9 protein-coding genes and 1 rRNA gene are annotated in these 15,157 nt (G+C 67.0%); 4 read left to right on the top strand and 6 right to left on the bottom strand.

Features of this window, described 5'->3' with window-relative positions; all coding sequences use genetic code 11:
- From Q0A15_RS04555 to Q0A15_RS04530, 6 genes are all read right to left on the bottom strand, one after another.
- Positions 1 to 475, bottom strand: a 475-nt coding sequence (locus Q0A15_RS04555) for a hypothetical protein (RefSeq protein ID WP_291278344.1), incomplete at its 3' end; no start/stop codon positions are given.
- On the bottom strand, positions 472 to 1,617 hold the full coding sequence (locus Q0A15_RS04550; RefSeq protein WP_291278343.1) for a VWA domain-containing protein: 1,146 nt from the start codon (positions 1,615 to 1,617) through the stop codon (positions 472 to 474). The genes Q0A15_RS04550 and Q0A15_RS04555, both read right to left, overlap by 4 nt.
- Entirely contained in the window at positions 1,607 to 4,030 is a 2,424-nt protein-coding gene (locus tag Q0A15_RS04545; protein ID WP_291278342.1) for a DUF5682 family protein, read from the bottom strand. The genes Q0A15_RS04550 and Q0A15_RS04545 overlap by 11 nt, the downstream gene beginning before the upstream one ends.
- Positions 4,031 to 4,042: 12 nt before the next feature.
- Complete coding sequence (locus Q0A15_RS04540; protein WP_257049275.1) at positions 4,043 to 5,140, bottom strand: AAA family ATPase; 1,098 nt, start codon at positions 5,138 to 5,140, stop codon at positions 4,043 to 4,045.
- Positions 5,141 to 5,169: 29 nt separating this feature from the next.
- Positions 5,170 to 7,470 carry a DUF4132 domain-containing protein gene (locus Q0A15_RS04535; protein WP_257049274.1) on the bottom strand — a complete coding sequence of 767 codons (2,301 nt, stop codon included), beginning with the start codon at positions 7,468 to 7,470 and terminating at the stop codon, positions 5,170 to 5,172.
- A gap of 1,295 nt (positions 7,471 to 8,765) precedes the next feature.
- The gene (locus Q0A15_RS04530) at positions 8,766 to 9,671 is read right to left on the bottom strand and encodes a LysR family transcriptional regulator (protein ID WP_257058752.1); all 906 of its coding nucleotides are present in this window, start codon (positions 9,669 to 9,671) and stop codon (positions 8,766 to 8,768) included.
- Positions 9,672 to 9,767: 96 nt separating this feature from the next.
- On the opposite strand from Q0A15_RS04530, the gene Q0A15_RS04525 reads away from it, so the two are divergent.
- From Q0A15_RS04525 to Q0A15_RS04510, 4 genes are all read left to right on the top strand, one after another.
- Positions 9,768 to 10,865: a putative sulfate exporter family transporter gene (locus tag Q0A15_RS04525; RefSeq protein WP_257049270.1), complete on the top strand. Its 1,098-nt coding sequence runs from the start codon at positions 9,768 to 9,770 to the stop codon at positions 10,863 to 10,865.
- Positions 10,866 to 11,497: 632 nt separating this feature from the next.
- The gene (locus Q0A15_RS04520) at positions 11,498 to 12,859 is read left to right on the top strand and encodes an MFS transporter (protein WP_257049267.1); all 1,362 of its coding nucleotides are present in this window, start codon (positions 11,498 to 11,500) and stop codon (positions 12,857 to 12,859) included.
- Between the two features lie 194 nt (positions 12,860 to 13,053).
- Positions 13,054 to 13,821 carry a Sua5/YciO/YrdC/YwlC family protein gene (locus Q0A15_RS04515; RefSeq protein ID WP_291278345.1) on the top strand — a complete coding sequence of 256 codons (768 nt, stop codon included), beginning with the start codon at positions 13,054 to 13,056 and terminating at the stop codon, positions 13,819 to 13,821.
- Positions 13,822 to 14,246: 425 nt separating this feature from the next.
- Positions 14,247 to 15,157: ribosomal RNA gene (locus tag Q0A15_RS04510) — 16S ribosomal RNA — on the top strand; the annotation flags it as partial.

Genomic DNA, 15,157 nt, shown 5'->3' with positions numbered 1-15,157 from the left:
GGACTGTGGCGCGCAGCCCCGCGCGCACCCGACGGTGTGCGGCGTCCACCGCGGGCTTGCCCAGGACACGGAGCAGTTCGGCATCGTCGACGTCCGCGGGCGACCACTGCGGGGCCTGCTCATCCGAGGCCTCCGCGGCCAGGGCGCGCACTGCCAGCACGGTGCCCACCAGGTGACGGCACACCCCGGATGCCGAGCACGAGCAGGTGCCGGCCTCCAGCCCGCCGGAGCCCAAGACCGTGTGGGTGCCGTCGGCGAAGTCCGCGGTGACCGTGTCCGCCTCGTCGATGGCCACCTGTGGGGCCGACTTGGCAAGGTCCTTGGCCGCGCGTTTGACCAGGCCGCGGTTGGCCAGGGCGGCCAGGGCGTCATCGGTCAGCGCCAGGAGATCCGGCCGCTGTTCTGTCAGCCGTGCTGCCGGCTGCCCTGCCGGAGATTCCCGCGCCGGGGAGCCTGCCTGTGCGTCCGGGCTCATGAGCGTCCGATCGTATCGGCCAGGAAACCGGCGAGCTCCCCGGGAGTCATCGCGCCGACGTGGGCGCCCAGATCCGCCAACTGCTGCCCCATGAACGGATTGAAGACGGCCCCGGATTCGTCGTTCAGGGCTGCCAGGGCCACCACCTCGGTGCCCTGCCCCACCAGGGAGGCGACCTCGCGGCGCAGTGTGAAGTCGTTGCCGCCCTCGTAGAGATCGCTGATGAGCACGACGATGGCCTGCCGCGGATTGTCGATCAGCCCTGCTGCGTACTGCACCGCCTGGGCGATGTCCGTGCCCCCGCCCAACTGGACCTTCATGAGCAGCTCGACGGGGTCCTCGACGTCGCGGGTCAGGTCGACGACCGTCGTGTCGAAGGCGACCAGGTGGGTGCGGATGCCCGGCAGACCCCACAGGCAGGCGGCCGTGACGGCCGAATGGATGACGGAATCGAGCATGGAGCCGGACTGATCGACCAACAGCACCACCTGCCAGGGCCGCATCCGCTTGGCCGAGCGTGTGGTGAAGTAGGGGCGCTCGATCACGACCTTGCCGGTATCGGGCTGAAAATGGCGCAGATTCGCCCGCAGCGTCCTGCGGATGTCCAGATTCCGCGAGTTCGGGACCCGGGTGGGCGTTCTGCTGCGCGGTCCTGTGAAGGCCTGTCGCACCTCGGTGGCCAGACGCTCCATCAGATCCCGGATCACCCGGTTGACCAGCTGCCTGGCCAGGGCCAGCACCTCCTGGTTCATCAGGTGCTTGGTGGTCAGCACGGCACGCAGCATCGCCTGATTGGGCTCGATGCGCCGCAGCACCTCCGGATTCGTCACCAGGTCGTCGATTCGGAAGCGCTCCACCGCGTCGCGCTCCAGGCGTTCGATCGTGGGGGTGGGGAACAGGCGATGGACCGCACCGATCCACTCCGGGGTGGACAGGGTGGATGCGCCGGCTCCCCCGGTCTGGCCCGCACCGCCGCGGGTTCTACTGCCCGCGCGTCTGATCCCGCGCCGGCCCAGGGACTCGTCGCGGCCGTAGAGCCAGTCCAGGGCGGCATCGCGCGCGGCCGCCCGCTCCCCCAAGTCCCCCAACTCGGATGCGGCCTCGCCCAGGATCAGCCGCCAGCGCTCCAACTCAGCGTCCATCGCCGGCCTCCTCTTCGCCCAGCAGCCCCGCCGCGCCCAGCAGGGCGCGGGCGCGTTCCTGCACGGCAGCGGCCCGCGCCCGTAGTTCCGGTGAGATCCCACTGTCCGCGCCGAGCGCTACCGCCCGGGGATCGTCGCGGCCGTGCAGGCGTGCGGCCAGTCGGCCGATGCGCTCGCGCTCGCGGGGCGGGAACAGGGCGAAGGCCTCTCGCAGGGCGGGCAGGGCGATCAGGAAGGCCTGCGCATCGAAGCCGCAGACCACCTGGTCGACCACCCTCACCACCTCCGGCGAGGCCAGGGACTCATCACGGGCCAGAGCGAACAGGCCGGACAGGAAATCGCCCAGTTCCTGCGGTAGCCCGGCGCCGCGAATCATCCGTGCCGGGTCCTCCGGCGCCTGGCCCAGCGCCCAGGCCAGGCCCAGTCCGGCACCGCGCACGCGGATGGGGGCCGCGGGCGAGGCCGCCAAACGGTGGGCGACCGCCAAGACGGCCTCCCTGCTCGCGGCCTGCTCCTCCTGCGCCCCATGGTTCAGCCGTCCTGCGGTCAGCACAACATCGCGGACGCCGGCCAGGGCGTGCACGGCGGGTTCCGCATCATCGTCACCTCGCACGGCCTCGGCCAGCCACAGGATCCGCGGCACGCACGCCCGAGCGGTGCCGGCCAGGCGCACGGAGCCTGCCGCTCCCAGGTACCCGCCGTTGCGCCACAGGCCCAGGGCCGTTTCCAGCACCCGGGCGAGCCCCTGTAGGTCCGCGCTGGTCCCGATGGCACGGGAGACCAGTTCGAGGAGTTCATCGGTGAGTCCGGCGTGTCCGCACAGCACCGCGTCGAACAGCACCTCGGCGGTGAGGCTCAGGTCGGGGCCGGCCTCCGCCGAGGCCTCGCCGAGTCGCGCGCTCAGAGCGGCCAGCGAGGCGTCGGCCACGCTGGGACCGAAGCCCGAGGCCTCGATCACGGACGGTCCCGCCAACACCCGTTCGCCCAGTTCCCAGACCTCCGTGAGTTCTGGATCCAGGGCCGTCAGCGGGCCGTCGACGCGGTCGATCTGCGCGATGTGCAGAATCCGCAGGCGGTGCAGCAGGCGGGAGCGCTCCAGATCATCCGAATCCACCAGGGACAGTGAATGAGTGCCGGGCGATAGATGCAGAGCCTGCAGCTGAGCATCGACATCATGCCAGAGAGGGGGCAGAGGCGTATGCGGATCCAGCCGGCCCGCCCGGTCCCCGCTGAGTGCGGCCACCATCTCCACGACCACAGGATCCGTGGCCGGGGCCAGGGAGGACCTGCGTGCCCAGGGCAGAGGTGCGTCCAAGGCCGTCTTGAGCAGGGCCGAGGCCAGTCCGTCGAGCACGTCGACACGCGCCGGCACCGGATTGCCGCGCAGCCGGGCCAGGGATTCCGCCATTACCCTGGCCGCTGTCAGATCCGGGGTGGACACGGCCTGATGCCTCTCGCGCAGCCGCGTGGCCACCTGGATCTGCAGGTATTCGGCGGCGGCCCGGGGTCCCGATTCGAAGAGCCGCTGATAGTACGCGGGCGACGGCATGCCGGAACGATAACCGGCCAGGGAGTCCAGCCGGCGGAAGGAGAAGGGCACCAGGTAACTGCGCGGCGGATCGACATCCGCCGGTGGGGATGGGATTTCGGGCCAGGCGAGCTCCCCTTCGGCTTGCGGCGCCGATTCGGCGATGAGACGGCGCAGGGCCGGCATGTGGAAGCCCCCGGTGACGACGACGATGTCATCGCCTGTGGCGGATTGCCCCTGGGCATCCTTCGCCTGGGCCGCTTCGGCCCGGGCAGCGCGGATCCACTCGGCCATATAGGCCTCGCGCGCGGTATCGGCGGGGTCTGCCGCGGTATCGCCGCGCAGACCGGTGAACCACGTGTCCAGCCGCAGAGCCAGGGAATCGGCGCCGGCTTCGGAAGCGGTATCGGGAGCGGCTTCGGAAGCGGTGAAGTCCGGCAGTTCGAAGACGTGGTCCCACAGTGCGTCGACGTCATCGGTGTGGAAGCGTTCGGCCAGGTGTTGCCGGACCCGCGCGTAGCGTCGATCGGCCGGCGCCGGTTCGGAATCGTGTGCCTCCGTTTCCTCGAAGAGCGCCGGGTGCCACACCGGTAGATCGATGAAGTGCAGCTGCGCCCCGCACACACGTCCGGTGTTCAACGCCACCCATTCCGGGGAGTACTCGCACAGCGGCGCCCAGCTGGCGTGCAGCCGGTCCGCAGTGTGAAAACCCGTGTAGACGGCGATCGGCAGTTCGTGGTCGAGGAACAACTCGTCGATCCGGCCGTTGAAGTCCGCTGGGCCCTCCACCAGGACGTGGCGAGGCCGCAGCCGGCGGATCACGGCCTCGACCTCCCCGGCACAAGCCGGGGAATGATGGCGGACCGGCACGAAGACGACGCTCATGAGTCCTCCGGCTCAGCCCGGCAGCAGGCCCCGGGCCGCGTGGAGTGCCTTCCACTGCGGCCCGGACTTCCGGGGCACCTGCTGTTCCAGATAACGGCGCAACCGGGCCATGTCCTCGGGCTCGTCCTTGACCGCGGCACCGGCCAGGGACACCACGACATCGGAGGCGTTCGGGGTGCGCCCGTGCAGATACCAGGCACTGACGCCGGCAGCATGGGCCACCGACACGGCCTCCGCGGTGCTGAGTACCGTGGACATCGGCTCCATCGCCTCGCCGCGTTCGCTCAAACCCGTGCGCAGTTCGCGAAATGCCGTGACCAGCACGTCGAGCACATCGTGATCGGGTACCTGGGGTACCCCTGATTCGGCCAGCAGCCGCCCGGCCTCCTGTTCGACCAGGGCCAATTCCACGGCCGGATCGGCGATCGGGAAAACCGTTTCGAAGGTGAACCGGCGTTTGAGCGCCGCCGACATCTCGTTGACGCCCCGATCGCGGGTATTGGCGGTGGCGATGATGTTGAAGCCCTCGTGTGCATAGGTCATCGTGGGGGCGCCCACCAGCTCCGGAATCGCCACGACCCGCTCCGACAGTAAGGACAGCAGCGAATCCTGTACTTCCAGGGGACAGCGGGTGATCTCCTCGAACCGGACCAGGGCACCGGTGCGCATACCGCGCAGCACCGGGCCGGGGACCAGGGCACGGTCTGTGGGCCCTTCGGAGACCAACAGGGCGTAGTTCCAGGAATAGGAGATCTGGTCCTCCGTGGTCGCCGCCCCACCCTGGATGGTCAGGGTCGAGTCCCCACTGACGGCGGCCGCGATGAGTTCGCTCAACAGGGACTTGGCGGTGCCCGGCTCCCCCACCAACAACAGTCCGCGACTGGTCGCCAGCGTCACCAGGCAGCGTTCGACCAGGGCCACATCGCCGACGAACTTGGGTGAGATCCCGCGTGCGGTGTCCCCGCAGATGAAGTCCCTGGCCGCGGCCAGGCTCATCGTCCAGCCCGGTGGTCTGGGAGCGGAGTCCTCTGCGCGCAGCTGTGCCAGTTCGTCCGCGAAGCGCACCTCGGCGGGGGGCCGCTGGATGTCGGCCGCCGTCTTCCCCGCCACGTCTGTCTCATCTGTCCTTCCGCCGCCGGTCATGAAATCAACCAGCTCAGGTCGCGCAGCATTTCCGAGGCGAACACCGGGTCCAGGCCCGCCAGCGCCGCCGGGCGCGGTTCCGGTTTGTACCAGGACTGGGTGGACCCGGTGGCGACTGCCGGTGCCAGGGTCTGTTCGTCGAAACCGTCTGCTAAGGGCTCCCCCACGACGATGCCCGGGTCCAAGTTCACATAGAGCGAGGAGCCGTCGGGCAGGTCCCGGAGGAATGCGGGCTGGATGCCACCGTCTTCCGGTGCGACCCTGGCCCAGCCCCGCTTCTCCATGGCCAGAATCTTCGTCGTCGCCACGGTGGAGCCGGCGAAGGCCTCGATGATGCCGGTCGACTTGTTCTGTGCGGTGAGTTCGTAGACTTCGCGGCCCAGCTGTTCGAAGGGCTGGAGGATCTCATAGTCGGCGAAGAGTTCGGCCATCTGATCCTGCGTCCCGGAGTCCAGGGTCAGCGGATGGGCCAGCCGCACAGTGGCCTGCTCGGGGAGGACGAACTCATCGTCCTCGGCGTCGGCCAGGGTGCCGTCCTCGGCGACGCGGAATGCCGTGTGGGCGGCATCCTGCGGGTCCGCAGCGGTGACCCACACCAGACGGCGGGCCAGATGGACCATGAAGGGATGTTCGAGGAACAGGGTGGTGAACAGTTCGGCAGTCCATGAGCGCTGTTCGACCATGGCGCGCTCCAAGCGTTCGATTTGTTCCCCGGCCGAGGCTCTGACCTCCTTCTTCAGGGTCTTGAACCACTCATAAGCCGGTTCGGCCAGCTCCTCGTCATCCTTGACACCGGGTTTGGGCAGGGTCTTGCGGCGCTGTCCGTCCTGGGAGACGAAGGGCTTGAGCGCCTCGTCGAAGCCCACGGTGAACTGTCGGGGCCCGTAGTCCAGGACGCGGGAACCATCGAGGCCCAGATCGAAGTCTGGCACTAGCCTGTCAGCCAGCTCATCCGTGCTCAGCCCCAGACGATCGGCGATCTGGTCGATCATATCCCGCGCGGTCTCCCGCAGCGCCTTGAACTTGACCTTCTGCGCGATCCTATTCAGATGGGTCAGAGCGGTGTCGGTGCCGATCGCGGTGAGCACCCGGAGGCCCGTCACCGCTCGTTTGTGGGCGGACTCCCCCGGCCAGGCACGGATCAGCGGGGACAACATGTGGACCGTCTCATCGTCGCCGGCCAGACCCTGAGCATCGAGGATCCACCCCTGTTTGGACGGATACCCTGCCAGTTTCCACAGCTCGAACATGCCGCGGGCGAAAGCCGCCAGGGATACGGGGTCGGTGGCCTCCCGCAGATCGCCCAGGCCCGCATAGGGTTCGTCCAGGGTGGATAGGGCGAAAATCGTGAACACATGAGGGATCAGATCTAGTGGGATCGAGGTCCCGGCACGGGCCGTCAGCTGTGGCAGCGAAGCCGGTGCCAACCAGTCCGGCAGTTCCGGCATCCGGGTCGGTAGAGCCTCCAAGGGGTCGGAGTCCAACAGGGTTTCGATCGCGGCCCTGGCCTCCGGACCGTAGGAGTCCGCGGCGGCCAGGATGATGGCCCGGCGGTTCTCCTGGGTGTCTGTGGTGGCGGAGTCGGTAGGTGCAGTGTCCCGCAGCAGCCGGAGTAGGGAATCCTCTGCGTGTTTGCGGACTTTTCCCGCCTTTTCCAGGGCATGGGGGATGAGGCCTGCGGCCGCATCCTGTGGGTGCCGGGCGAACCAGGCGGCGGCCACCGGCCGAACCGATTTCGCCCGGGCCGCGGTGGTGACCATGAACGAGGCGATGCGCGCGCCACCGACCGGCATGAGCACCTGCGCCAGTGTTGTGGGTGTGTCCTGTGCCGCGGTGAAGACGAAGGGCACGATCGGATCCCCGAAACGTGACAGTGCGACCCCCATATAGTCCGCCGCATAGGACAGGTTCCGGGGCTGGGGCAGGGAGTCGATGACCGGCAACAGTAGTTCGACCGGCCCGTTGAGCAGGAACATGGGAATGGCATCGTACCAACCGCTCCCGGACATGCAGTCGTCCAGTAGATGCTGCCAGCTTTCGTCATAGTCCTGACCGACCAGGTAGTGGCTGGAGTGGAGCCACTCGTCCTCTTCCCCTGGCAACCAGTCCAGGTGCATGTCCTGGGGAACGTGTAGATCCTTGATGACCGTGGCCTTGACGCGTTTGCGCTTGACCGTCCACGGTGGGGCGGCCAGGACACGCGGCAGGTCCGCGGGGTCCGCCTCCGGGAGCCGTGGGCGTTCCAAGATCGCCCGGATGCGTGCGGCAGAGGAATCATCGGTGAGTTCGGCCGCCACCTGGGCCGCGGCCTCGGGATCCGCCGGGACCCTGACCCCAGGAGCTGGGCTGCGAACGAGTCCTGTCCGGCCCGCCGTGCCAAGGCCCCCAGTGCCAGGGTGGGGAAACGAGCGGCGAAGTCCAAGAGCGCAGCAGTGGCGGCTCTGGCGGTGTTCTCCCCCGACCTGCGGTCCAGCAGTGCGAGCGCTGCGGCTTCCGTCGGAATGAGTGCCACAAGGTCGCAGCAGGTCTTGATGACTTCGGCCCAGCCGTGCTCGGCATCGATGACCCGCAGGAGTGCGGGCAGTGCGTCCTCCCCCAGTCGTTCGACTGCGGCGGCCAATTCCTCCGGCTGATGTTTGAACTGCCAGACCGGTATGTGTTCGATCAGCTCTATCAGCCGGGCACCGGTGTCCGCGAACTGCAGGGCATGGGGAGCCAGATGTTTGCAGTCGTGCGAGCGGGTCAGGGCCACATCCGCCCAATCGGTGCGTTCGGGAACCAAATAGGCGGCGACGAGCACCTGGAGGAACCTGGGCGATTCGATATAGGGTGCCAGTGCCGCGATGTTGACCGCATGGTCCTCCTCCGATACGCCGGCCACGTACGTGCGGAAGCCCTTCAACAACTCTGCTCTCAGATCCTGCTGAGACTGGAAGAAGCCCGTGCCGGGCGACTCCCGGATAAGTCCCGCCGGTACCCCGAACTGAGTGCCGTAGCTCTCGTACATGCTCAGCGTTTCGACCAATGCGGCGGTGGCCAGGGGCAGGGGATATTCGCCGACCAGGTATTCGACGAAGTACGTGGGGAAGCGGCCTCGCAGGGAATAGCCCAGATGGGAGTCCAATGAGATGATCCGCGCTGCGATTCCCAGAGCGGAATCCGGGTCGGACGACACAATGTCCGGATCCGGGCTGGCCGCGATGTCGTCGGAGACCTGGTCGGCCATATGTGCGAAGGTATTCAGGGTTGCGTCGACGTGTTCCCGTTTGATGGTCATGGCCCGCGCCGGCCGGTGGAGGGTGCGGTCCCGGGGCATGCGCTTGACCCAGGAATCCGGGAGTTCAAGACGCGGTGAGGTGGGCGCCGGCTGTGCCTGCGACTTGCTCGAAGACGCTACGGGGGAGTCCGAACCGATGGTGTCCACGATGGCTCCTATGGGGTAGACGACTGGCGACTGCTGCGAGCTGTGCAGCAGGTGTGATCCACACTACCGGTAGGCCCTGACATGGCCTGTCGGCCAACAGGTTCGGCCCGAAGCGCACGGTCACAGAACCGCACCGGGGGCGGCCGCGCGAGGGCGGACCCCGGGCCCTTAGACGGGCACGCCCAGCACCTCCTGCAGGAAGGCCTGCGCGGCCTCCGTCGGTCGCCGCCCGCGCGCCCACACGACGCGCAGCGGCCGGGTGAGCGCGACCTCGGGCGCGGTCGGCACCACCACCAGCGCGCCGGTGCGCAGCTGTTCGGCCACCGCCCGGCGTGAAATGGCCGCCGGCGCGGCTCCCGTGGCCGCGGCCGTCTTCACCGCCGAAGAACTCGTCAGTTCCGCCGCGACCGAGGCCCCGCCCGGCACCGCGGCATCGATCACCTCGCGTGTGCCAGAACCCCTCTCCCGCACGATCAGCGGCAGCCCGGCCAGATCCGCAGCGCTGAGCGCGGGACCCATGGCCAGGGGGTGGTCCGGCAGCGCCACGATGACCAGATCGTCCCGGTCGAAGGACCGGTAGTGCACCCCGCGCGGGCGCGTCCTGGTCTCCACGAAGCCCAGATCGGCCCGCTCCCCGCGCACCGCGTCCAGCACCTGGCGGGAGTTCTGCATGCGCAGCGTCGGGCGGGTGGTGGGATGGTGCTGCCGGAACCGCAGCAGAATGGGCGGCAGGACGTATTCGGCGATGGTCAGGGACGCACTGATCCGCAACGTGGAACTGGTCCGCCGGTGCAGGGCGGACAGGGTCTCGGTGAGGTTGCGGTAATCGGCCAGCACCTGGGCCGCCAGGCCGGCGACGACCCGGCCATCGGGTCCCAGCCGCGAGCCGCTGGGTGAACGCTGCACGATGTGCACACCCCATTCGGCTTCGAAGGCCTTCACCGCCCTGCTCACATTGGGCTGGGCCATCTGCAGATTCCGGGCGGCGGTACCCAGAGAGGCATGCCCGGACTCGTCCTCCTGGCGGGCCAAGTCGACCAGGATGCGCAGAACTGCGGGATCGGGATCGTGCACGCGCCCATCGTCTCATATGCCCCATATCAATTGCGCATCTCCCAATGCGTGATACCCGGCTAGCGGAGTGAGCACGGGCGGCGCAGACTGAACCCTATGAGTACGCAGACCACTCCCCCGCCCGCACCCGGGTCGAACCCACAGACCACGTCCGCGCTCGCCGCCCGCATGCGGCTCTACGGATCGCGCATCCCCGGACTGGTGGTGTGTGCAGCGGCGATGGGCGTGGCCATGTGGCTCGCCACCCTCATCCCCTATGTGGGCGCGGTGCTCATCGCGATCGTGCTGGGCGTGCTGGTGCGCAATGTGCTGCCGGCGATCCCCGCGGTGCTCCAGCCCGGCATCGACTTCACCGCCAAGACCCTGCTGCGCCTGGGTATCGTGCTGCTGGGCTTCCGCCTGGTCCTCGGCGATGTGCTGGGCCTGGGCTGGGGTGCGATCATCGTCATCGTGGCCGTCGTCGCGATCGGCTTCACCGGCACCGTGGCGATGGGCCGTCTGCTGGGTGTGAACAACGAACTGGGCATGCTCATCGCCGCCGGCTTCTCGATCTGCGGGGCCGCGGCCGTGGCCGGCGCGGAATCCACGATCAAGGCGAAGAAGGAACACGTCACGGCGGCCGTCGCCCTGGTCGTCCTGTTCGGCACCCTGATGATCGCGATCGTGCCCAGCGTCACCGGGCTGCTGCACCTGGACCAGCACACCGCTGGCATGTGGGCGGGGGCCTCGACCCATGAGGTCGCACAGGTCGCCGCGATCGGCGGCATCCTCGGCCCCGAGGCCCTGACCACCGCGACGCTGATGAAACTGGGCCGCGTGGTCCTGCTCGCCCCGCTGATGATGGTGCTGGGCACCGTGGTCGCCCGCGCCGCAGCCAGGGCCCGCGCCCAGTCGCCGGCCGGCGATGGCCTCGGGGCCGAGGCCCCCGGCAAGCGGCCGCCTCTGGTGCCCATGTGGGTGGTCGGCTTCATCGTCGCGGCGCTCATCGCCACCACCGGCCTGCTACCGGTCTGGTTCCAGCACGGCGCCGCCACAGGCCAGACGGTTCTGCTGACCGCAGCGATGTTCGGTCTGGGCTGCGGGGTGCACATCAAGTCGCTCATCGGCCTGGGGTTGAAACCGGTGGCCCTGGCAGCCCTGGCGACCTGCCTGGTCGCCGGCGTGGCCGCACTGGGCATCTGGGTGCTGGTGTAGGCAAGGTCGTGGCGTTTCTGTCCTCACCGGTCCCTTGAGTGGCCCGATCGAGCTGTGCGAAGGCGATGTCATCGTCATTCCGGCCGGATCTGACCCGTTCGATCGCGGACCTGGGTGATCTGTTCTTCGCCGCGGCCCCCGCGGCGGACCTCGCCGCGCTGGTGGGAATGGACGGGTACGGCCTGAGTCGGGCGGTCAAACGCGCCACTGGGCTCAGCCAGCTGGCATGGCGGCAGAACGCCCGGATCGTGCGCGCTCGGCACATGCTGGACCACGGTATGCCCACTTCGAGCCGCCTCGGCCCGCTCCCCCGCTTCCGCTGCACAAACATACAAGGCCGATTCCACCCCCGGGGTGAATACTCGTTTCCGGTCCCGCCAGTGTGGCGGGCATCGAGCGAATGCCACGGAGCCGGGAGCACAGTGGAACAGTTCATCGCAGTGGCCGCCGCGCATTTTCTGGCACTGCTCATTCTCATTCCCGGCACATGATCCGCCTGGCCGGCGGACTCTCTCTGGGATGTCTTCGTGGCGATGGCCCCGGGCAATCGACGCACCCAGTGAATACTGGACTGGTGATATTCATCGTTTCCGGTATCTCGACCCATCCGGAAAAGCAGCCAGAATTGTCGGGTGAGTGAAGTCCCCCGGCCCCTGTCCGACGCCGCCCTACCCAGCGCCACCTCGTCCGACGCCCGGGCGTTCGTTCCACTGTTCTGTTTGTTCATCCTGGGCTGGGGCTCGAACCAGTTCGCACCGCTCCTCCTGTTCTACCCGCGGATCATGCCGTTGGGGCCCGTCGAGGTGCAGATCCTCTTCGTCCTCTACGGCCTCAGCCTCATCCCGATGCTGGTGGTGGGCGGGTGGCTGTCGGACCGGCTGGGCCGCGCGGGAGTCCTCACCATCGCGGTGTTGCTGTGCGCGCTGTCCTCCGCAGTGCTGCTGGCCGGCGGCACAGGGCCGGCTGCGATCGTCTGTGCACGCATCCTGACCGGTGTCGGCTGTGGGATTGGTTTCAGCTCGGCGACTGCCTGGGCCACCGAGCTTCTGCCGGCGCCGCGCGGTTCCCGCCTGTCGATGATCCTCATGACCTCCGGAATGGGTGTGGGACCGCTGTTCATCGGCATCCTGGCCTCCCGGCTGCTGGCCGCCCACGTGCCCGGCCCGCAGATCTGGGTCATGCTCCCCCACCTGTGCCTGGCCCTGGTGGCGCTGGCTCTGCTCGTGTGGCATCGGCGTCGGCTCCGCGGAGCCATGGTGACCCTGCCGGTCGGGGACGCCGTGGCCGAGGCCGCACCTGGCGCAGTGCAGATGTCCGGCGGAACGGCGCCGGGGGCTGGTCCGGGTGGGTCGGTTCCCGGGCCGCCAACCGGTGCGGTCGCCGGCGCACTCGCCGGCGCGGAGGGGCAGCGGGGGCTGCGCGATGGCCGGTTCTGGCGGATCGTCGTCCCGCTGGCCCCATGGACACTGCTGTGCACCGGCGTCCCCCTGGCCGTCCTGCCCAGCGCGGTGGGAGGCGGTGCCGGGATCGATCCTCTGTTGTTCAGCGCATTCCTCACCCCGTTACCGGCCCTGGGTGGATTGTGTGTGCAGCCCGTGGCTGGACATGCGAAGGTCTCACCGCGCGTGCAGGCACCGGTGGCACTGGCCATCGCGGCCTGTGCCCTGGGACTTGCCGTTCTGGCCGTCCGTGCGCAATCCCTGTCGCTGCTCCTGGTTACCTGTTTCGTCTTCGGTCTGGCTCACGGCTTGTGCCAGACCGCCGGACTGCGCATCGTGGCCCAGATCAGTCAGCAGACTCGGCTGGGCCGCAATACCGCGGTGTTCCAGGCCCTGAGCTATGTGGGATTCCTGGCTCCCCTGCCGATTGCGATGCTGGGACAGTACATCGCCCTGTCGCAGATCCTCATGGGAATTCTGCTCTTGGCCGTTCTGATGTGCGGGCTCCTGCTGGTCGCGGCACTGCGTGGTCGGAACGTGGCGCTCAGACCCTGAATCGCTGCGCTCGGCGCGCCGCGGCCCAATGCCCGGCGGCATCAGGCGTCCACTAAGTGGACAGGCCTTGAGACACACCTTCTCAGGCAAATAAGGTAACGGTAACCTAATGATTGAGTGAGGGTGAGATGACGCAGACAAGCGCGCCGAGGTCGGATTCGCAGAGTGCAGAGGTTCCGGATGCGGATACCGGGGTGCCGGTCCACTGGGACGCGGCGGCCGAGGCTCTGGCCGTTGAGCTACTGCGCCGGGAAGGGTGCATCGTGGTCAGCCCGACCAAGGTCGGATACATCATTTTGACCAGCGACAGGATCGGCTTGGAACGGAAGTTCACGGTGAAGAACCGGGCCCGGAACAAGCCGGGCGTCGTTCTGTGCTCATCCATGGACCAGCTGCGCGAGCTGGCGCAGCTGACCGGGGAGGCAGAGGCCTTCTATCGGACCCACTGGGATCAGGATGTTCTGATGGGCTGCATTCTGCCCTGGCGTCCCGAAGCCGCAGAACGCCACCTGGGGCGGGTCGGCGAGTTCGTCACGGATGAGCGCGCGACCAGCTGCTTCGTCGTCCGGTTCGGCCGGCCCGCGGAGAACATCGTGCGGACCCTGTGGGAGAAGGATGGCCGGCTGGTGTTCGCCAGCAGTGCCAATCCGTCCGGCAAGGGCAACCGTGGGCGGATCGAGGGGATCGGGCCGGCGATCGCGGAAAAGGCCGATCTGGTGATCGAGGCCGATGACTATGTCCGTTCGATCCAGCCGAATGAAACAGCGGATACCCGGTATGAACAGGGGGTCATGGTGTCCTTCGTCGACGAGGCCGGCCAGCTGGTTCCTGAGCAACACGGTCAGAGGGGAGTGGAGCCTGTGCCCACCCTGATCCGCAAGGGGCTGGACTTGGGCTCGATCATGGCCAATCTGGCCGCCGCATTCCCCAGCTGGGACTACCGGCAGGGGCAGTACTACTGACTGTGGTGCGTGTCATGTCTGTTCGGTTTGCGGGCCCCACCAAGCGTGTGTATAGTTAACTGTGTTGCCAGGCGGAAAACACTGAAGTAACCGCCAGTCCTTCCCGGACTGTTGAGGGTTAGGTTTTAGAACCGCGGCCTGGTGATACAATCAGATTGAGCATCCCTTCGCGGTGTCCCTATCATTGTCTGTCTTGTGCAGGCGGTTGGGATTACTTGTGTGGGTGTGTGCCTGTTGTTTGAGAACTCAATAGCGTACTTGAATAGTTTTTTTCGTGATGCCAGAACTAAGTAGTACATATTTTCTGGCTGAAAATAATAATGATGGATGATACGAAGAACAATGCCTCTCTTTATGGTGGGTGTTGTTCTTTTTCTCGTCAGTCTGTTCTTTTCGGTCGGGATCGCTTGATCACAAGCATTTTTTTTGTGGAGAGTTTGATCCTGGCTCAGGACGAACGCTGGCGGCGTGCTTAACACATGCAAGTCGAACGATGAAGTGGCACTTGTGTCATGGATTAGTGGCGAACGGGTGAGTAACACGTGAGTAACCTGCCCCTGACTTCGGGATAAGCCCGGGAAACTGGGTCTAATACCGGATACGACTCCTGCCCGCATGGGTGGGGGTGGAAAGTTTTGTCGGTTGGGGATGGGCTCGCGGCCTATCAGCTTGTTGGTGGGGTAATGGCCTACCAAGGCGTTTACGGGTAGCCGGCCTGAGAGGGCGACCGGCCACACTGGGACTGAGACACGGCCCAGACTCCTACGGGAGGCAGCAGTGGGGAATATTGCACAATGGGCGCAAGCCTGATGCAGCGACGCCGCGTGAGGGATGACGGCCTTCGGGTTGTAAACCTCTTTCAGTAGGGAAGAAGCGAAAGTGACGGTACCTGCAGAAGAAGCGCCGGCTAACTACGTGCCAGCAGCCGCGGTAATACGTAGGGCGCAAGCGTTATCCGGATTTATTGGGCGTAAAGAGCTCGTAGGCGGTTTGTCGCGTCTGCCGTGAAAGTCCGGGGCTTAACCCCGGATCTGCGGTGGGTACGGGCAGACTAGAGGGCTGTAGGGGAGACTGGAATTCCTGGTGTAGCGGTGAAATGCGCAGATACCAGGAGGAACACCGATGGCGAAGGCAGGTCTCTGGGCATTAACTGACGCTGAGGAGCGAAAGCATGGGGAGCGAACAGGATTAGATACCCTGGTAGTCCATGCCGTAAACGTTGGGCACTAGGTGTGGGGAACATTCCACGTTTTCCGCGCCGTAGCTAACGCATTAAGTGCCCCGCCTGGGGAGTACGGCCGCAAGGCTAAAACTCAAAGGAATTGACGGGGGCCCG

Source organism: Galactobacter sp. (assembly GCF_022712295.1).
Taxonomy (GTDB): domain Bacteria; phylum Actinomycetota; class Actinomycetes; order Actinomycetales; family Micrococcaceae; genus Galactobacter.
Note: the sequence above shows the minus strand (reverse complement) of the source record. Positions and strands in the feature narration are given on the sequence as shown.

What these genes read in the sequence shown, in the direction of transcription:
- Q0A15_RS04550 (WP_291278343.1), bottom strand. Translation starts at nt 1,617, where the DNA reads ATGGACGCTGAGTTGGAGCGCTGGCGGCTGATCCTGGGCGAGGCCGCA.
- Q0A15_RS04545 (WP_291278342.1), bottom strand. Translation starts at nt 4,030, where the DNA reads ATGAGCGTCGTCTTCGTGCCGGTCCGCCATCATTCCCCGGCTTGTGCC.
- Q0A15_RS04525 (WP_257049270.1), top strand. Translation starts at nt 9,768, where the DNA reads ATGAGTACGCAGACCACTCCCCCGCCCGCACCCGGGTCGAACCCACAG.